The organism is Njordella calcicola (genome assembly GCF_056494125.1).
In genome coordinates this window covers 389,044-408,653 of the sequence record NZ_CM151396.1, presented here as the reverse complement: position 1 = coordinate 408,653, position 19,610 = coordinate 389,044, and the positions used below count along the sequence as shown (strand labels likewise).

Here is a 19,610-nt window from a genome sequence, read left to right as displayed (position 1 = left end):
CCGTTTTTATGCCATAAAATAAAAACAGGCCATGCTGCATTGCAGCATGACCTGCTTTTGTTTCAATGCTCCAAACTGCTACAAGGAGGGGACACAGCCCGACGAAACGTCGTCACGTTGCATCAGTCATGTCGGTTCGCAGCAGCGGCAGCAAACCTGTGCTAAGCACTCTCTTTACGTTGAGGCACCGCTTTGGCATGTCTCAGTTCGCCATTGTCCGCGTTGGCATCGATGGTAAACACCGTGCCTGGCTCTTGATCAGGGAGTTCAAACATGATGTCTAACATGGCTTCTTCGACAATTCCGCGGAGTCCACGTGCACCAACGTTCTTGGCCAAAGCCTTACGTGCAACTGCCGTAAGAGCTTCGTCAGTAAACGCCAACTCACAGTTCTCCATTTCGAACAGAGCTTGATACTGCTTGATGAGAGCGTTACGAGGCTCTTTCAAAACGCGGACCAAACCGGATTCGTCCAGCGGTGCGAGCGGCGCAACTACTGGCAATCGCCCAATCAACTCGGGAATCATACCGAACTGCAGAATATCATCGCTGCCCACTTGCGAGAGCAATGTCGCTGTGTCGCTTTCGTCTCGGACGGCATTGGGTTGGCCGAAGCCAAGCGTCTTGCAACCTAAGCGTTTGCGCACAATCTCATCGACCCCTGCGAATGTTCCGCCGCAGATGAATAAGATGTTGCTGGTATCCATCTGAATATACTGCTGCTCCGGATGCTTACGCCCACCTTGCGGCGGAACGTTGGCAACGGTTCCCTCGAGCATTTTCAGTAGCGCCTGCTGTACACCTTCTCCGGAAACGTCACGTGTAATCGAAACGTTCTGGCTGGTCTTGCCAATCTTGTCAATCTCATCGATATACAAGATTCCTCGCTGAGCTGACTCCAAATCGAAGTCCGCCGCATGCAGCAATTTCAGCAACAGGTTTTCCACATCCTCGCCTACATATCCCGCTTCGGTCAACGTCGTAGCATCTCCGATAGCGAAGGGGACATTCAGCATCTTGGCTAGAGTTCGAGCTAGCAGCGTTTTACCGCTTCCAGTCGGCCCGACCAATAGAATGTTCGACTTCTCGATTTCAACGTCATTACCTTCCCACGCACTGTTCAGTCGCTTGTAGTGGTTATGAACCGCTACAGCCAACGTTCGCTTGCTGTGGTTTTGGCCAATCACGTACTGGTCCAAGTGCTCAACGATTTCACGAGGGGTAGGTATCTCGTTGAAAAGAGCTTTGGATGGCCCGCGTCGCTTGTGCTCCTGATCCAAGATCGATTGACACAACTCAATGCATTCGCCACAGATGTAAACATCCCCTGGCCCTTCGACCAGCGGACCTACATCACGATAACTCTTGCGACAAAAAGAACAAAAGGCGTTCTTCTTGTTCGACGTCCCACCACTTCCGCCGCTGTTTCCACGACGATTTGTAACATCTCTACCCTGAGGCATATACGACTCCTAGCTAGCTTGGCGGCTTCGAATCACCTTGCGAGAGCTGTCTGCCACTCGCGATTGAATCAGAAGTCCGACCGTTGCAAAATCACACGCTGAAAGGAAGCTCGATGACAGTTGACGCTTACATGATTAATCGCAAGTGGACCAAACATCGAAGAGGCTTGGTCACAAACATAATTACGCAGCATTGATCCATCATACCGGGGCTTCCCTGTCCGCGGTGTCGAGCCGAACTATACCTGTGCATCGCACTGGTTTTTGAACCAAGCTCCGTCAGCTCGCTGACCCTGCGGCCAGCTAACAACGCAACTCAATTCGGTTTTCGCTGCCAGATCACTATCAAACCCGATCCGAATTGGAAGACACCGAAGTATCCGCTTCATTCGTGGCTGAATTTGTTTTGCTATCCAACAACGCTTTTATGTTTCGGTATTCAGCCTCGGTTAGGTCGCCCCCGAGACGCATTTCTTCGAAATCTTTTAGGCAGCTTTGCGTCAAATTCATGTCATCCTTGGTGCTTTCGCGCCATCTTAACAATAGCGAAACTGCAGCCCATGAAATAACCAATACAACCAGAACGCTGATCACCGCCGGTATTATAGGCGTGGCAGATAAGTTCTTCCACACTTCGGCCATAGCTAGACGCCCATTCGATTCGTGATGAGAGTTATCCCGCCTGCTTTTGGCAGGATCATAGTACGGGACTGCCGGGGGAAAAGTCCAGCAATTTCAAAAAAAATTTCGCACCCATTATACGCCAAAGGATACGGCAGCGTCAAAGTCAACCAGAATTTTACAGCTACGACTTATATCGTCGTTCGACCGCATGCCCGAGGGGCCAGTCGCCCGCTGGACCATAATGCAGCCAGCGTCGTTTAACCGCGTGCCCAACGGGCCGCGTTACTGCGCCGCAGGGCAAAACGAACGCGGGGCGATGCCCACGCGGTTAAACCCAATCTAGGCAAGCAGTGTTTTACTACGTGGCCCAGCCGGCCGCGTTACTGCCAACGGACTAGGAACCCAGCCCACACCACAAGACTTGTGGGCAAGATTGCCTAAACCCTAGGTTCCATCATGAACTGATTCATCATGGAGGTCATGCTGGTATCCAGACAGTCGCCACAGTTGAACTGCACAAACTGATACTTCAAGCAACTGCGATGCGCCACCGCAATCGCTTGGCTAGCCTGACCGTACGGACACAACTCCGACGAATCGCCATACATGTACAAGACGGGCAAGCGTTTGGCTTGCTTCCAGTAGGTCAACCATTTTGGTCGATCAGGAACAATGCCGTTGATGCTCATCACTCCAGCAAACAAACCGGGATTTCGCAAGCCGATCCACTGCGCCATCGTCCCTCCCGTGCCAAAGCCACCTAAGAAGACTCGCGAGGGGTCAATAGGAAGGTCTTGAATGGCCAGTTGGACCGTCGACAATACCGTCTCTTCGGCAATTACTCGCGCACTATCACTCAGCGACCAACCGAAGCAACCATCTCGCTCAAGCGACGCTTCGGAACCTCGCAAACCCACCGCCAAATAATTGCGTGTGCTGATCGCTGGCATCAACTCGTCCAGCTCATACTCACTGCTTGTGGGCGAATGCAACCAGAGAAACAACGGATATTGATACCGAGGTTCAAAATGCTTGGGATAGAACAGCCGGTGTGGAGCGGACAACGCGAGCGGCGTTCGCTCGAGAAGTGGGATCGTTGATTCTGCAACTTGGACGGCACCCGTCTCAAAATCCTGAGTAGAACCAGTCAAAGGCAGTCGATTCATCAATTATCTGTTCTGGAGAAGTAGAGTTGAAACGTTCCAACTGCCGACCCGTCGATCACACCAGCCAGTTTTTAGCGAAAGCCTGCGTTGCAGGTCAACAGGAAAAACCGACGATGTAAAAACTGGCCGTGTTGCGAAATCAGATCACTAAGCAGACGCCAACAATGACTCCATCGTGGCGACTAAAGACTTCACAGCAGCAACACTCTTGCCAAACGCTTCCGTTTCTGAACTTGTCAGTTGCAACTCAACAATCTTCTCGACCCCTGCGGCCCCTAAAACGACTGGCACACCTACGTAATAACCACCCACTCCGTACTCCTTGTCGCAGTAGGCCGCACAAGGAATCAATCGCTTCTTGTCCCGCACAATCGCTTCCACCATCTGTGCGGTCGCAGCAGCCGGTGCATAATACGCACTACCTGTCTTCAGTAGTGAGACAATTTCAGCACCACCATTGGCCGTTCGCTTGACAATCTCCGCCAATCGCTCGGAAGAGATCAGTTGGCTGACAGGGATGCCACCAACGCTAGTACAGCTTGGAATTGGCACCATCGTGTCACCGTGTCCGCCCATTAACAAGGCGGATACGTCTTCAACACTCACTCCCAACTCCATAGCCAGGAACGTGCGGTATCTCGCAGTGTCCAACACCCCTGCTTGACCAATCACGCGTTGCGGTTGAAATCCAGTCACAGAAAAAGTTCGCTGAACCATCGCATCCAGGGGATTGCTGACCACAATCACGATACTGTCTGGACTGGTCTTGGCGATTTGTTCGGCAACACTGCTTACAATTTTAGCATTGGTCGACAGCAGATCGTCGCGACTCATCCCAGGCTTGCGTGCAATGCCTGCCGTCACTACGACGACATCACTGCCTGCCGTATCTTCGTAAGAGTTCGTACCTGTGATTTTTGAATCAAAGCCCATGATGGGCGATGACTGCATCAAATCCAACGCTTTGCCGCGTGGCATGTCTTCGGTTTGCGGAACGTCCAGCAGAACGATGTCCCCAAGCTCTGCTGCGGCACACCAGTGAGCACACGTTGCTCCTACGTTGCCAGCCCCAATGATCGATATTTTTGCTCGTCGTAACATAGACAACCAAACTCTTCAGGTCACAATTCAGATCGGCGTGTTAAGAAATCGCCAACTAGCGATCAGCCACTTGCCCAGAAGTATCAACAGCCAATCGACTTCGTCAAGCAGTCGGCTCATTGAAAAACACGACCAACTTCAAAAAGCCAACTCTACGTTGATATCCTGACGAAAAAATTTTCAAAGCTCGACCATCGCTATGAACTCAAACGCCTTCGACTTCGCTTCCTACGCCTCGAAACTGCGAATTGGTTTGGGCATCGATTCCCATCGCTTGCAACATGGCGGCCCCCTGCGGCTGGGCGGCATCACGATCGACTGCGATCTGGAAATGATCGGCCACAGCGACGCTGACGTGTTGCTGCATGCGATTACCGACGCCATTTGCTCGGCCGCTAGCCTGCCCGATATCGGTGAACTCTTTCCGGATAACGCTCCAGAAAATAAAGGCCGCGACTCTGCCGACTTCCTCCTACAAGCACTCCAACTGGCCCGACAACGCGGTTACCAAGTTATCAACATCGACTGCGTCGTACGTATGGAACTCCCCAAACTGTCGCCCTTCAAGCCCGCTATGCGCCAACGCTTGGCAGACCTTATGCAGATCTCGCCCGATCAGATCGGACTGAAGGCGAAAACTGGCGAAAAGATTGGCGATATCGGTCAGAGCCGACTGGCCGAAGCGCACTGCACTGCCCTGCTCTGCCGAACCTAGCTGAACGGCTCAGGTACGGAGATAGCAGGCTGCGAATTCGGCGTGGCATTTGTCTTAGCATGCATTGCTATCTTGATGAAATTCCGCTGAAATCAGGGTTTAGCCGAATCCGGTGAGTTGCTTATAATCGCCCCGCGTCTTTTGCTTTAATTGGCGGACCCACACGCGCCGCCTCAACTACGGTACAACTTCTACTATATCCATGATGACCAACGCGATAGCCGCACCTGCCACCAAGACCCATTCAGCCTCGAACGCCAGTGCTATGCAATCACCGATCCGGATCTACAACACGCTGTCCAAAACCAAAGAACCTTTTCAAACTGTCGAGCTTGGAAAGGTCGGAATGTATCTGTGCGGACCAACGGTGTACGCTGAAGCACACATCGGCCATATGGTCGGCCCCGTCATCTTCGATACGATCAAACGCTATCTGGTCTACAACAACTACGAAGTCACCTGGGTCGTCAACATCACTGACGTCGACGACAAACTGATTGCGTCGGCTCAAAAACGTGGGATCTCGATGTTCCAAGTCGCCACGCAAATGACGGCGGACTACTTATCGAACTTGCAACAACTGGGCGTTGATCAAATCGATCATATGCCGCGTGCAACAGAGAACATCGACGAGATCATTCGCTTCATCAGTGAACTGATTCAAAAAGGCCACGCCTACGCTAGCGCCGGCGATGTTTACTTTGATGTCACCAGCGATACCGAGTACGGTCGCTTAAGCAATCGGACCGCAGACGCTCAACAAGGCGAAGGCGGCGAGACATCGGCTCGTAAACAGAACCCCGGCGATTTTGCATTATGGAAGTCGGCCAAAGAAGGCGAACCCTCGTGGGACAGCCCCTGGGGTAAAGGTCGCCCCGGTTGGCATATCGAGTGTTCGGCCATGAGCCGCCGCATACTAGGCAAGACGTTTGACATCCACGGCGGCGGGTTGGATTTGCTGTTCCCTCACCATGAAAACGAATTGGCGCAAAGCCGCTGCTGCCACGACGCTCAAATGGTTCGCTATTGGATGCACAACGGGCTGATGCGAGCTTCCAATGCGACCGGTAAAGTTGGCGGTAAATCGGATCGACAGGAGACTCCGGCTGATGACGTATCGGGCAAGATCTCGCGCAGCAAAGGCGGCGGCGGACTTGCCAAATTGATCGAAGACCAAACCGGCGAACGGTTGCGATTCTTCTTGCTTCGCAGCCACTATCGATCGACGACTGTTTTTGGCGATGAACCACTGGCCGAAGCTGGCGTCGCGCTGGAAGCATTCTATCGACTGTTCGATCGCTATGCACAAATCACTGGCACCAGCGTTTACGAGCTCGAGATCAACACCAAACGCAACACGTTCCAGACACCAACGTCCAAACATGCCATCGTGTCCGAGATCCTGGCACTTCGTGAAGCGTTTTTGTCGAAGATGGACGACGATTTCAACACCGGTGGCGCGGTCAGCGACTTGTTCGAAATGGTCCGCTGCATGAATCGCTTAATCGACGCTGAGAAACTAGAAGAAACCGCCGCGACGAATGCCGCAGGCAAACAAGCTTTGCAAGAAGGCATGTCCGTCCTGCGTGAACTATCAGCCATCCTGGGACTATTTAAAAAGCCTCCGCGCAAACAAAGCAGCGGAGACGAAGCGACTCACACGGTAGACCAGTTGATGCAGTTGATCATCAAGCTGCGAGCCGAAGCTCGCGCTAAGAAAGACTTTGCCGCTGCCGACATGATCCGCGATGGGCTAGCCGCTGTAAAAATTCAATTGCTAGACAAAAAAGGCGAAACCGTCTGGGAACAAGCAAAGTAAGTCTTCAGTCTTTCAACAACTTCAACTTCAACTTCAACTCAAACTTCAACTCAAACTTCAAACTCCCCCTATGTCCGACCGCTTGATCATGGGTCTTGACCCCGGCTTAGCCATCACCGGCTATGGCATCGTCGCGATTGTGGGCATGAAAGTCCGTTTGGTGGAAGCCGGTGTGATTCGCGCGGTTCGCTCGCACACCTTAGAGCGGCGATTGCTGGAGTTGCATGAAGGGTTAACCGAAGTGCTCGAGCAGTACGTGATTGAATCGGTGGCCATCGAGCAGTTGTATTCGCATTACGAGCGACCTCGGACGGCGATCTTGATGGGACATGCTCGCGGCGTATTGAGCTTGGCGGTTGCGCAGCGGAATCTAGCGGTTCACTCTTACAAGCCGACCACGGTAAAAAAGTGCTTGACGGGAAACGGCCATGCCAGCAAGCTTCAAATGCAATTAGCCGTTCAACACCAGTTGGGCTTAAAGAAGCCGCCTGACCCACCCGACGTTGCCGATGCACTGGCCGTCGCCATCTGCCACCACGGCCAACTGGTGACTTCTCAAGCGATACTGTAGTGGATCTTGCTAAAGATCCGTTGCTGAAACGTAGGCTATCTCGGTGCGATGTTTCCGAGGCCGACTGGTGGCGATCACGACATCCTGAGTGCATCAAACTGAGAATGCCGACGCTACACGCTGAACCTAAGAACAAGCGTCGCTTTCGATTGCAAGCTTGCATGGCATTATGGCCCCACCGCAGGCGTCACGCGTTTATCGACGGCACCTAAGTTCCGCCAAACTTCAAGGTCGACCGAATCGTCAATGCCTCGCACGCTCCCGTCGCCAAACAAAACATTTACGTGGCTTTTGTGCTCGCTGCGGGCAGTACGAGCGCCTGCCATTGGTGACACGATCATTCCGCAATCGGGAATCTGAGAATTGGGCGTCATGATTTGATTGAAGTATGCATCCTCGCCGTAGATCCATAGCCCCCCTGTGGACGTTATCCAATCCGGCTTTCGTTCCAGTGTCTTAGCGCATATTTGCGTCCATTGGTTTGGTGTGAAGTAGCCGGACTGGGGTTCGCCGAGAAAGAAGATGGAATACCAATCTCGCTTTCCGTTACCGCGGTCGAAGCCCACTCTTTCATAGTCACCTGCAAAACGTTTAGCACCAACGTTACTTCCAACGCTTCGTTCACTGACGTAAATCAAATTCGAGAGCCCATTGAGGCCTGTTGAAAGTTGCGTGAAGGTCGTTCCAAACGCACCCATTCGATCGGTTTCATGGATCTTAAAAACGCTTGTGGGATTACCTCGACTGCCAATCGAGTAGCAGTAGTTGAAGGATCGAGTTGTTGATTTGGTTTCCGATGGACAACGAAAGATCGGCGGTGCGTTGAGCTTTAGTTCGTCCCAGGAATGGATCCTTTCACCGAACTTCACCGAGGCCAACAGCGGCGCTTGATCCAAAAACGAAAGCAAACGCACATGCGCACTATGACGCTCCAGCGGGATGGCCATCCCGTTTCTTAGCTCTTCGGCCACATTAATCGGTAGCACGCGATAGGCCGCTTCATACGCCGTAATGGCAAGACCGATTTGGCGCTGATTCGATATGCAGGTCATATTGCGTGATGATTCCCGCGCCGAATTCAAACCTACCAGCGCGAGAGTCGATAGGATCGCCGCGATCGATAAGCTGACCAGCAGTTCCACTACCGTAAAACCATCTCGCGCACTTCGCTTTTTCATTTGGCACCTTCAGCCAGGCGGCGATGGATCTTCATGGGAATTTCTAGTCGAGAGGTCTTTTCGTTACCATCTCGCTTGATATCCAACAACAAAATCGACTCAAATAGTTCGGTTGTACGATCCTCAATCTCTCTGCCTGCGAACTCTACCCGATGTTCATCAACAGAAACATCCAGAACTGCCACATCGGAGAATTCGGCCTTTTCAATCGTGAAAGGATGATTTCGGTTATTTTCGACCGTAATTGCCTTCGGAAAGACCATACCATTAATGATCACGCAATTCGCTTCGGTCCGCCCGCCAGATAACGTCCACTCTGGAAAATGGTTTACTACCAACCGAACGTCACAGCGGGTATCTCCATAGGACAACTCACCGGTCAACACCTCAAGGCCGATCAGGGAGTCATCAAGACTCAAGTTCCCCAAGTAAGGCATGAAATACGCGGTGTAGAAACGATCTTTCCGAGCCACAATACTATCTGAGTTCACCTGCAAACTTTCCAGCCTCGGCAGACCGTGGATCTGAATCAAATCTGCATCAAAACTTGCATCGGTAGGTAAGATGACGATTAGCTCGCCCGACACCGCGCTTTTTAGATCCCCCTGAACCGACTTCGTCGCGGTGAGTATGACCGGTCCGGAAAGACGCGCTTTGGAGGTGTCACCCACCACGTCAGCATCACTACCCCATTGGGACAGAAATTGATCGGTCTTTATGACCATCGTTATCGGCAATTTGTTCTCGCCCGGCATGATGGTTCGGATATCAAAGTACGCTTTAAATACTTCTTGATCAGGGACCACCTCAGGTTCGATGTTTGCCAGCAGTGCTGGAGAACAGCATGGCGCATTGGACTCGAAATTACTTCGCTGCAAAGTTGCCCCAGATACATTGCGAAATGTCACTTCCGCTTTTGCTTGTCCTGAGGCTGGATAAGTGACCACGATCTCACCGATTTGCTCCACAACCTTGCCCGCATTGATAAAGCCAGTCGCATCAGAGATAAGTGCTTGCTCCGCCGCTTGGGAGGAAGCAGGGTCTGGTACAGGAACCGACGAGACAATTTCCGTTTTATCAGTGCATCCACAAAACAACGTCGTCATACCGGCCAGTGCGAAAGTCAATTGCCTGCGTTTTCGCAGGTATGGCAATGATTTCAATGCCAGACATACACTGAAAATTCCGACCATAGCGTACGCCCAAACCATCCACGGCCGTGTGGATGTTTCCATTAGCATAACCGTCGTCAAACCTGCCCTGTCCCACTGGCCCAGATCAAAGCTAGTCTTTGGTGCATCGGGTTCAAAGACTCGCACTTGGCCATTGTTGAAATGGCACAGTGTGAAGTGCCCCATTTGAGCTTTATTTTTGGTTAGGTAAACAATCGAGTAGCCGTTTAAGTTTGACAACTGCGATGTGGGTATTTTGACAGGAGCCACTGATACGCCATAAATTTCAAGTCCCTTGGTAATTTCTTCAATAGTTTGCGACGAATTGCGAAACTGCTCCTTGGTCAGCAGATCAGCAAGCTCAACGGACCTCCCTGTTGCGTGCAGATAGAGGTAAGCTGCATTGGCGCCGCAAGAAGCGTTAGTTCTGATTTCGGTGTCGTCGTTAGCGAGGGCGCCCTGGGTCAGCAGGCACGAAACGATCAACAGGCCAATTAGCATATGATTTGACATAAGCACGATCCCTTAAACTTCGCTGACTCGCAAATACTCTCATATTGTTCTACACCCTTCGGCTGGCACACTTTGTAGCGCACTCACTTCTTGCACACCAACGGATAGCAAATTAGGCGGTGCTCTCAGCGCTATTTCCTGTTCTCATTCCGCTTTGTCTTTATGAATACCAAGATCCCGCCAAGCACCAACAGCACAGCCCCAATGACGAAATAAATATTGGTACGCCCTGTTGGATACCACACCGACGGCACGGTAGCTGGTGAATCCGGTAACTTCTTTAGTTCTTCAACAAGTGCATTTTCACGCATCTTGTAATCCTTGCCGGGCGTCTTCCATGTCCCAACTCCGCCCCCAACATACTGGTAACTTCTAGTCAACCTATCAAGCACTAACGTACCGTCAGGAGGTAGGATTTTCTCATACATGGACGTGTCACTATCAAACCTGTAATCGCCCACGAGTTTCCACTCGCGAGTTTCAAAGTCCGATTTCGTGCCCAATAGTCCACTTTCCGCGCGATGTACAAAAGACACTTTGCTTGGCAACCAAGCTCCATTGACTTTGATGTTTGAGAAGGTGGTCTCGTACTCACTTCCACGCAAAACTCGCTTGACAAATGGATCTGCGTTCGTTGATTTCCAAAGTCGTTTCGCAGGTTGAATTCCATCACTCAAAGTGAAGTCGACTAGCTCAATAAAGTCCTGCCTTCGCGGTTCGATCCGAACTACTACAAGTTGGGGATCTATCTTATGCGTTGCAAAGATAGGATTGCCCCACCGATACTCCAGAATTCGGGATCGAAGCATGCAGGGAAAGACTTGGGATCGAAGCAGTCCTAGGTCGCCGGTGAACTCATCATTGTAGGTTAAGCCCTTATTCATCCTGAATTTTTGCCCGCTGCTTTTCGATTCTGGCCAGAACGACACAATTCGCCCCCCGTCGCTTTGGACTTCACGAATGAGGTACTCCACTCCATCGAAATTGATTTTGTAGCTTGAACCTAGTTTTGCGGAAAAACTCCACTCACCTTCCATGTGAATCTCGAAGGTGCCGTTTTCAAAGCGTGGCTCCCTAGTTCGTTTCGCATCAAACACCCACTTGCAGTGATATACTGGCTCTCCGAATGAATCCAGCCACCCTTCCATGAATCCAACAGCAACTGGATCGTTGACCTCTCCCTTGTTGCCCGACGTTACAGTTGCCTCTTGTCCAATGACAGACGGCTCGCTGAAAGAGAAAACGAGACAAATATTGACCCAGACCACGAACTTACTCAAACGGAAAAGTAACATGAAAGCCTCTTACTTCACTTCCTCAATTATTACTTCTTCGAGAAGCACACATGCATATTGACTTAACTCACCAACTATAGAAAGCTCGCGGGGGACTTTCGTCACGGAAATGTTTTAGTCGAAAGAAAGAACGTCATGGCAAATTGGCATGCCGGGTTGCTGTTCAGCATCGGGTTGAAATCTATTTGCCATGGGCCCGATAGTTACACAACGTCCATGTACTACTGTCCCGCATGACGTACTTTCGGTAAGGCAGTCTTCCGGATACCAAATCCACTGACAACTGGTATCTTGTTGTAAGTAATTCGAACATCGATAGGCGATGTTCCCCAGATTCTCGGCCTTCCAGTAATCGTACCCGCACTGGTAGCCATATCCCGAAGAGTAATTACATTCACACAAACCAGGCGTACCTACCCCATATTTGTAGCATTCGTAATAGTCAGGATAATACGCTCCTCTGAACTGCCGCTGCTCATCCACTGTGAGCTGGACTATAGAATCGCTGTGATAGAAATCAGCGACTGTCACCAAAGACCAAAGACTCGCATAGCAACACCTATCAGAAAGTGAACCGAACGAAACTGTCCTCGAAAAGAAGATTCTTGACCTTAACAAAGAGGATCCGAGAAATCAACAATGCGGACTCAAATTTCCGCAAAAAACACCTAAGCGGAAATCCACACCCTTAACGAACACTCGATACATGGCGTCATGTTTCGATTGAACAGGATTAAGATCGAGTTTTTCTCACCCGCAAAAACATCCTGCGGCGGCAGCTCCAGCGGAGCCAATCACCCGCCAAGCCGCAAAGCTCGCGAATCACGCAAAAAATCGTGAAGCAATTCATCGCTGATATTGCCAAGGCTAGATCATGTTCGCCAACTCCCGCTTCCTCGCATAGCGAGCACGCTCACTAAGCAGTTTTGATGTAAGGCACTCAACTGCTCTACTAAGAGATATTGGCTGTCCGTGATGCTCGCAGCGACGTTACTCAACACTAGTTGAAATCCAGTTCTACTGGCGGGCGCCAAGCAACACTTTGTATGCCTGGGTTGATGACAGTCTTTCATAGGCCAACCAAGCAAGCTGCTCACCTGCAAGGCTGTCGCAGAAATAATGGTACGCATGCTGCTCAATGGGATTGGCCTCCGGGCCTAATAAAGTTAGACCGACGCACCTAAGTGTCCAGTCAAGGCCTCGAATTATTATTGGTATTCCCTCTAGTGATTCCTTCGGCTTTGCTAGGATCAAACGTGATAGCAACCGTCAGACTAGCTAATGGGTCGTTGAAAAGCCTTGCCGCCAGATTTACGGACGCGAAAATGCCTTACGGTGCTTTGCAGGCCGTCCGCTATTGGCTGTTGTGGCGATTGGACTTCGACCAATCGCTTCATCTTTAGAAGCACAAAGCCATTTTATTGCCCTATGGTCAGGGAATTACTTGCACTTTGAATGTGGTGAAAGGGCACTTAGTGATGCGTCTTCTTGTCTTTCTCGCAGTCTTTCAATTGACGCTGTGCCTGCAGGTCATGGGCCAGGATAGTTTACCGGAGTCCAAAGATACGGATCAGCAACCGCTAGTCGGTGCTCATCGCTTTGAGCCAGAGATCGTTAGTTGGGACAATAAGCGACTAATAATGCGACCAGTTGACTTAGGTAGGCTCCAGCAGATGGAGAAACTCTCGACAAAAATCCAACTCAATAATCCGTTTGATGAGCCAATGCGTTTGGTGTCTGCCACTGGTAGCTGCTACTGCACCTCGATAAACGCCGCGCCTGAACTAGCCGTCGGTAAGCCGATCGTTGTCGACGTAACCATTCGATCTGGTGAGAGTGAGGAGGTAAAGCAAGTTGACATTCACCTAAATTATTTGCCGTTGGACGTAGAAGCAGATTCTTTGCCAAAGGAAGACTATCTTCGCCTGTCCAAGGCGATTGATCTTTCCGTAGTATTTTATGTTCGGCATCAAATAAGTTGGTGGGAAACACCGTCAAGAGTTTCGCTAGACCCGGAAAATCCGTCATCCAAGCAATGGCGAGTATGGTTCTACGATAACATCCCTACAGCCGCTTTAGAAGTTGAAACCGACGTGCCTCAGATATCGATCGGCGTCTCAAATCCTGCACCAGCGAAGGATGGCTTTTTCGTCGATTTTGATCTTAAGTCTGCTGGATTTGAATCGCGTCAGTTACCCGAAAGCGTAACACTGCGTTTGCGTGAGAAAACACTTAAGCCGACAACGTTTACTTTGCAGGAGGAAGACGGGGCTATACAAGGAGAAGATATCAGCGAGCAATCTGGCAGTCCTTTTAAAGAGTCCCTTGTACTGGCTACGAAAACGATCGAGCTACAATACACTCACCCGATGGAAGTTTATCCGTCAATTTTAAAGGTCAGCGATCGCTCTGGCGTGACTTATCACGTACATCTTCGGATTAACGAAAACAAATTGGACAACTTTAGTGAGACGCCCAATGTTTTCACCGAACCTAGCTTTCCGAGCTTGGAAGTTAAATGGAAAAGCAAGCAAATGGCCGAGCTTCTCATTGCAAGTGAAGACCTAAAAGATTTACCACAGCTCGAATTCCTACTCGTGGTTGCTGATCCGAAGGGAGATTTTCAGTTGCAGCGCCAAATACCAATCATATTTGAGGATGATAAATAACTATCATTTGAACAACCTTACAGTGAGATAAGTGAAAGCCATGAAAACTATGAGTCTAATGCAACAGTTCGTTTGGTGTTGCTTGTTGTTTCTTACATCTTCCGTCGAAACTTGGACTCCGTGCCACGGTGCATGCGAGTATGAAGATGACCCGTACGGCTGATTAGGTACAATTGTAATTGCGGACGTGTTTGATGGCCACTGTTCAAAATCAGTAGACAAGGGATCTGTGGGTATGAGAAATTTTTTCTTTGCAATGATGGTACTATTGCACCACAGTTATATAGTTTATTCACAAGCGCCCGATTCTTCAGCTACTACGGCCGAGGACGGTTCAACTCCAGTCGCACATGGCCAAACGCATCAGTGGCGACAGGTATTTTTAGAGATGAGTAAGCAGCGTAACCAAATTGTCAGTTTTCGCTGCGAGGTTCAAATTGACATGGATCATAGCGATGAGCGTTTCCCCCTCTCGAACGCTAATCATCACTTCCAGAAGGGGAAGACACAGTTGCGGATCGAATCTGCGAAGTTTGGTGACTACTTAGGAGTTCAAGTCTTAGGGGACAGCGGTAAAGAAGTTCGTTCCGCGATGTGGAGAGTAGGCGAGGACTACTATCGGTTTGATGGGAAAAGTAGTCGCATCATGAAAGCCCCGGCAGGTAGAAAGTATCTCCGCAACACTATACCTCCGGTTTGGGCGGGCGATAACTGCGATCCTTTTGCTTTGGGTTTTGGGTTTTTAGGCGACCACATCATTGTTCGCGATCATCAGGATTTAATCGCATCGTGTAGCAATTGGGCAAATTTCTCCAATTCGCTGGTTGTCGATCAAGTTGGAAACGGCATGCTAGAGTGCCGAAGTTCAGATGTTAAATTTACAGTTGATTCTCAGAAAGGCTTTTTCGTTACGCACCACGAGATGGAATCTGCGAGAACGGCTGACGGCAAACCTGGTAGTCCTGTAGTCAATATCCGGCATGTTTGGGACACGTCCCTTGATTTATTTGACGACGATTACTGGCTACCCAAAGAGTCTACACTGCGTGGTTTTGTCGACGGGAACGAGTATTTCCGACGGCACTACAGCTTAACTTGGCAACATGTCAATGATGATTTCCCAATTGGCTTACAGGCGATCGAAGATTTTGCCACCCAACATAACTTGATATTGCCCTAGTCTCCCCCCAGCGAGGATTGAGAGTTGATTTTTTCTTGTATATTTTCGACAAATGTTTTTTGAACTTAATTTTTACGCAACTTTTGAAAACTATCAAAGTACGAGGCTAGTTTGTTTACGCAGAAGCTCCAGCTAGGAATTATCAAACGACAAAGCAGTTCCCTTATTTTCCTGAGTGTAATCTTGCTGGTAGTGTTTGAAAGTCATGATGCGGCATCTGGGGATACTCACTGTTTTGTAGAGATTAATAAAGCAATCTGTGATAACCCGCCTAAACGATGCGAATCGATCAATGCAGAGAGCCTAGTGACTGGGTGGTCGAAGCATCCATTCGATGAACAAGTGGAGGTTCCAGCAGTGGAATATGTATGTCATGATGCATCCGGGGCGAATGATCATGGTCTTCGCGTAGCATTAAGTTGCGACGATCTGAAACCAGACGATGGATATGCGGATATAGGCGAAACTCGAGAACTACCCTGCTGGACAGTTTATGCTTGCGAGACTGCCTCGTTGCCAGTGAGTCGAATCATCTCTACACTGCCAAATCGAACATTAAATTCAAATGCTATGACGGATGCAAGCCTTGCCAGTACACCTGTTTTTGAATCAGTATGCTTGTCAGGATTGGGAGATCCGCTGGCCGTTGAGGTTGCATACTACGATGAGTGCGTAGGAACGTGCCGCGTCGATAGGGAAAAATGATTGGTGAGTCGATGCAATTGGGAAACTCTAAAAGTGAATCTTTGGGATGCTGCTCAATGAAAATAGGTCGCCGATACCTGTTGAAGTGTGGCGCGTTTGGACTCGCTGGTTTGTTGAATCAACCATTGAACGCGATAGACACTTCCAGCGCAACCAAATGGCGGAAACTCTTTCGCGAGATGGCAATACAGCGAGCCAAAATTGTGTCCTATCGCTGCTCACTGCAGTTAGAGATGGACGCTAACGCAGAGAGATTTCCCTTTTACGCCAAAGATCATTTCCAGAATGGTAGATTTGAGATACTTGTCGAGTTTGCTAGATTTGGAACTTCCTATCATTTTCGCAAGGCTAACTCTAGTGGAAGTACGGTGGCGGCAGTGTGGAAGTCTGGAGCTGATGCGTATGTTTTTTCTCCAGAACAAAACTTCATCGGATATGCTCGTGATCGGAACTCATCCGAATTACCAAATATCTCGTCCGAATTCTTCGCAGGCGATATGCTGGACCCGCTTGCAATTGGGTTTGGCTTTCTTGGCGATCACTATACGGGTCGCACGGTCGAGCAGCTAATTGGCCAGCATTCGGATTGGCAGCGTTTAATCACTCCAAAGTTTCTGGCAGAAACCTCTTCGCACAGTGTCGTCCGTGCAGGCAATGTGCAGTTAAAAATTGATCACAGCAGAGACGACTGGATTACTGAATACACACACCACTCGCACCGTCAGGGAGAGACGGAGACCTATCAATGGAAGTTGGAGTTGGTTCAATATGACGACTTATGGCTTCCAAAGTCTGCTGACTTGGTCTGCACAACAAATTCCATCACAGTTCTCAGACGCTCGTTTCAGTTCAACTGGCGAGGTGTCAATGCAGATTTTCCTACTGGCCGCAAAGCAGCAGAGAATTTTGCAAAAGATCGCGGAATTAAATTCTTTTCTCGCTAAAGGGATTCGCTCGTTTGGTAGCCGTTCATGCCTCGATCAAGGAATCCACAAAGCATGATTTAATGAGCCGCTGGGCGATAGCCGCGGTTGTCAGGTGAGAAGTCACAGAAACATTAGCCGCTGGGCGATAGCCGCGGTTGTCAGGTGAGAAATTACAGAAACATTAGCCGCTGGGCGATAGCCGCGGTTGCCAGGTGAGAAATTTCAAAAACCGGGGCTATCGCCCTGCGGCTCATTGAGTTGTGAATGGTTACGTTTGTTTGTGAGAAGAAACGCATGTGATCGCCATCCGGACCAGTGAGCGCGTCACCCGTGGGCACTTCTGAGGAGGTGGTCCCTTTAGCTCGCTGGCCGGCTAGGTGATGGCCCACCGAATTCTAGCCAACCTGTCTCACAGTTTGCTGTCGACCCAACGTCCCAAAGAATCAAGATCTCGCGATCCCACAGCCTCTGCCACCACCGCGCCATGATGAAACAACACTAACTTGGGGATCGGACCCACACGATAGTGCTTGGCTAAATCAGGATGCTTATCAATGTCAATTCGCACGACTCGGACTTCTCCCTGCGACTTCGCTCGAAACTCATCCAGCACTCCGTCCATCATCTTGCACGGACCACACCAATCCGCGCCAAACTTCACGAGCACCGGTGCAGCCTCGTCCAAGACATGAGCGCTAAACCAACGATCATCGGGCGGCTCAATCGGATCTTTAGCAGGCGACAACACCAAGCTGGTTACTACAAAACCAACGATGGCTACAGCGAGAAATTTTTCAAAGTGTTGAACCAATAGCAACATAAACGAGCCTCTTCCAATGTGACAAACCTCAGCAGAATCCTAGTTCATCATCTGCTGGTTGGAGAACCACATCACATGCTGTTGTGGTGCCAGCACTGGCAAGCTCGCGTCAAAATCGTCATAACCCAAACTTACGCCCGAATTGGGATACTTCGCACCAACTGACCTGTCGACAACCGGACTTCTATACAAGCGGGCTCGGCGATTATCTGCATGCGAACTGGAAAGGTCTCAAAAATCAACTCTGTAAGCGATTGCGGACTAGTTGAACAAACCAAGTCCAATTGCCGCGATTGTGACCTGCGGAAAAGTGTTAGCTTCCAAGGATGACGATCGATCACCAATAATTCCTGCACGCCAACCTTCGCATAGAAGTCGAGTTTCTCGTATGTTCTATCTCCTGGACTGACGATCTCGACGGCAAGCTCGGGGCCGCCATGCCAATGCGTACCATGGTCAACGGCTGAAGTCTGGTTGGAAAAAACCAAGACATCGGGCACGCGGTAATTCTGCGACCATTCCGAAGCTCGGTCAGAGACGTTGGCACCAGCAAAAGTTCGACCAAGCCCTTGCCAATCAATCAGCGATCGCAATATTGCGACCAACTCAGACACAAGGTCCTGATGTTCGTTATTGGCAATGGGCGACATGACATAAACTCCATCCCAAACTTCATCATATCGATCGCGACCATGTTGCTTTCGTTGCAGCAATATTTCGTCAGCGAGCGCTGAGTCGTAGATCAATAAAGGCATGTTCATGATTTGGAAGCTCCTAGGCGTTATTTTAGCGAAATTACTACGAACTGGCGAATGATTGCGAGTCCAAGCGGTGATTTGCTTTGTTTTACCGCCCAGCCATAGGCTCGCTTGGGACGAGCCATTCACTCTGAAAATCGCGGTCGCCCGCGGTTGACGGTTCAACTAGATGACAGCAATAGGGAAGACTTTGCATCGAAGCGAAGCCTGCGCAAGTCGCCCTACTACACGACTGGACCTTGGCTTATACTGGTCGGTGTCCCCTAGTTTACAAGCAAAGCAAATAACGGATTTGAACGAACTTGATCACGAAAATCACCGGACGATTGGTCGAAATTACCGAAGAAACCCTAACCCTCGAGTCGCTACCGTTTTGCTATGAAGTCCTCGTCGCCGACTTCACGCGACGACGCATGCAATCGCAACTAGACAAGATTGTTACACTGCACACGATCCAGTACATCGAAGGCAACGCAGCGCAGGGTGGCAAGCTTACGCCACGCATCATCGGCTTTGAATCGATCGTCGAACGCGAGTTCTTTGACCTGTTCTGCTCAGTCGATGGCGTCGGCGTGAAGAAAGCCCTGCGAGCCATGGTGCGACCGGTGGCCGACACCGCGATCTTAATCGAACAACAAGACGCTAAGGGTCTATCGGCCCTGCCTGGCGTCGGCCCAGCGACTGCCGAACGAATCATTGCGAAACTTCGTCGAAAGATGCCGAAGTTCGCACTGCTAATTCAGCGAGAGATGCCCGAAGCCAAAATCCAAACGCCGGGCGTCGTGGAAGAAACCTTCGAAGCATTGGTCGTTTTGGGTCACAACGAAGCCGACGCGCGTCGCTTAATCGAACAAGCGCTCGCCGGCGGCAAGAAGTTTAAGGACACCGAGTCGATGATTCAAGCGATCTACCAAAAACAAAGCGAAGGCTCTTGA

General features: G+C 50.2%; 16 protein-coding genes. 7 read left to right on the top strand and 9 right to left on the bottom strand.

The annotated features are described in order from the left end of the window. Positions 1 to 161: 161 nt before the first annotated feature. The 4 genes from clpX to mdh form a co-directional block, all read right to left on the bottom strand. Positions 162 to 1,463: an ATP-dependent Clp protease ATP-binding subunit ClpX gene (gene clpX / locus SH302x_RS01505; RefSeq protein ID WP_479366790.1), complete on the bottom strand. Its 1,302-nt coding sequence runs from the start codon at positions 1,461 to 1,463 to the stop codon at positions 162 to 164. A gap of 345 nt (positions 1,464 to 1,808) precedes the next feature. Then, on the bottom strand, positions 1,809 to 2,105 hold the full coding sequence (locus tag SH302x_RS01500) for a hypothetical protein (RefSeq protein WP_479366789.1): 297 nt from the start codon (positions 2,103 to 2,105) through the stop codon (positions 1,809 to 1,811). Between the two features lie 419 nt (positions 2,106 to 2,524). Then, positions 2,525 to 3,253 carry an alpha/beta hydrolase gene (locus SH302x_RS01495; protein ID WP_479366787.1) on the bottom strand — a complete coding sequence of 243 codons (729 nt, stop codon included), beginning with the start codon at positions 3,251 to 3,253 and terminating at the stop codon, positions 2,525 to 2,527. 147 nt (positions 3,254 to 3,400) lie between these two features. Continuing rightward, on the bottom strand, positions 3,401 to 4,354 hold the full coding sequence (mdh, locus tag SH302x_RS01490) for a malate dehydrogenase (protein ID WP_479366785.1): 954 nt from the start codon (positions 4,352 to 4,354) through the stop codon (positions 3,401 to 3,403). Between the two features lie 199 nt (positions 4,355 to 4,553). On the opposite strand from mdh, the gene ispF reads away from it, so the two are divergent. The 3 genes from ispF (at position 4,554) to ruvC (ending at position 7,459) form a co-directional block, all read left to right on the top strand. Next, positions 4,554 to 5,069, top strand: a complete 516-nt coding sequence (gene ispF / locus SH302x_RS01485) for a 2-C-methyl-D-erythritol 2,4-cyclodiphosphate synthase (protein WP_479366783.1) — start codon at positions 4,554 to 4,556, stop codon at positions 5,067 to 5,069. Between the two features lie 205 nt (positions 5,070 to 5,274). Further along, the gene (cysS, locus tag SH302x_RS01480; protein ID WP_479369228.1) at positions 5,275 to 6,888 is read left to right on the top strand and encodes a cysteine--tRNA ligase; all 1,614 of its coding nucleotides are present in this window, start codon (positions 5,275 to 5,277) and stop codon (positions 6,886 to 6,888) included. 70 nt (positions 6,889 to 6,958) lie between these two features. Then, positions 6,959 to 7,459: a crossover junction endodeoxyribonuclease RuvC gene (gene ruvC, locus SH302x_RS01475; protein ID WP_479366781.1), complete on the top strand. Its 501-nt coding sequence runs from the start codon at positions 6,959 to 6,961 to the stop codon at positions 7,457 to 7,459. Positions 7,460 to 7,626: 167 nt separating this feature from the next. On the opposite strand, the gene SH302x_RS01470 is transcribed toward ruvC, so the two are convergent. From SH302x_RS01470 to SH302x_RS01460, 3 genes are all read right to left on the bottom strand, one after another. Continuing rightward, positions 7,627 to 8,637, bottom strand: coding sequence for a DUF1559 family PulG-like putative transporter (locus tag SH302x_RS01470; RefSeq protein WP_479366780.1), 1,011 nt, complete (start codon positions 8,635 to 8,637; stop codon positions 7,627 to 7,629). Further along, entirely contained in the window at positions 8,634 to 10,322 is a 1,689-nt protein-coding gene (locus SH302x_RS01465; RefSeq protein WP_479366779.1) for a cysteine peptidase family C39 domain-containing protein, read from the bottom strand. Before SH302x_RS01465 ends, SH302x_RS01470 begins: the two co-directional genes overlap by 4 nt. Positions 10,323 to 10,453: 131 nt before the next feature. After that, positions 10,454 to 11,617, bottom strand: coding sequence for a hypothetical protein (locus tag SH302x_RS01460; RefSeq protein WP_479366777.1), 1,164 nt, complete (start codon positions 11,615 to 11,617; stop codon positions 10,454 to 10,456). 1,475 nt (positions 11,618 to 13,092) lie between these two features. On the opposite strand from SH302x_RS01460, the gene SH302x_RS01455 reads away from it, so the two are divergent. The 3 genes from SH302x_RS01455 (at position 13,093) to SH302x_RS01445 (ending at position 17,115) form a co-directional block, all read left to right on the top strand. Continuing rightward, complete coding sequence (locus tag SH302x_RS01455) at positions 13,093 to 14,286, top strand: hypothetical protein (protein WP_479366776.1); 1,194 nt, start codon at positions 13,093 to 13,095, stop codon at positions 14,284 to 14,286. Between the two features lie 235 nt (positions 14,287 to 14,521). Then, positions 14,522 to 15,466: a hypothetical protein gene (locus tag SH302x_RS01450; RefSeq protein WP_479366775.1), complete on the top strand. Its 945-nt coding sequence runs from the start codon at positions 14,522 to 14,524 to the stop codon at positions 15,464 to 15,466. Between the two features lie 761 nt (positions 15,467 to 16,227). Further along, entirely contained in the window at positions 16,228 to 17,115 is an 888-nt protein-coding gene (locus SH302x_RS01445) for a hypothetical protein (protein WP_479366774.1), read from the top strand. A 391-nt stretch (positions 17,116 to 17,506) separates the two neighbouring features. Here the strand turns inward: SH302x_RS01445 and SH302x_RS01440 are convergent, their stop codons facing one another. Together SH302x_RS01440 and SH302x_RS01435 are read right to left on the bottom strand one after the other, a co-directional pair. Continuing rightward, entirely contained in the window at positions 17,507 to 17,917 is a 411-nt protein-coding gene (locus SH302x_RS01440) for a thioredoxin family protein (protein WP_479366773.1), read from the bottom strand. A gap of 131 nt (positions 17,918 to 18,048) precedes the next feature. Then, positions 18,049 to 18,678, bottom strand: a complete 630-nt coding sequence (locus tag SH302x_RS01435; RefSeq protein WP_479366772.1) for a Uma2 family endonuclease — start codon at positions 18,676 to 18,678, stop codon at positions 18,049 to 18,051. Positions 18,679 to 18,977: 299 nt separating this feature from the next. Between SH302x_RS01435 and ruvA the strand changes: the two genes are divergently transcribed. Continuing rightward, on the top strand, positions 18,978 to 19,610 hold the full coding sequence (gene ruvA, locus SH302x_RS01430; RefSeq protein WP_479366770.1) for a Holliday junction branch migration protein RuvA: 633 nt from the start codon (positions 18,978 to 18,980) through the stop codon (positions 19,608 to 19,610).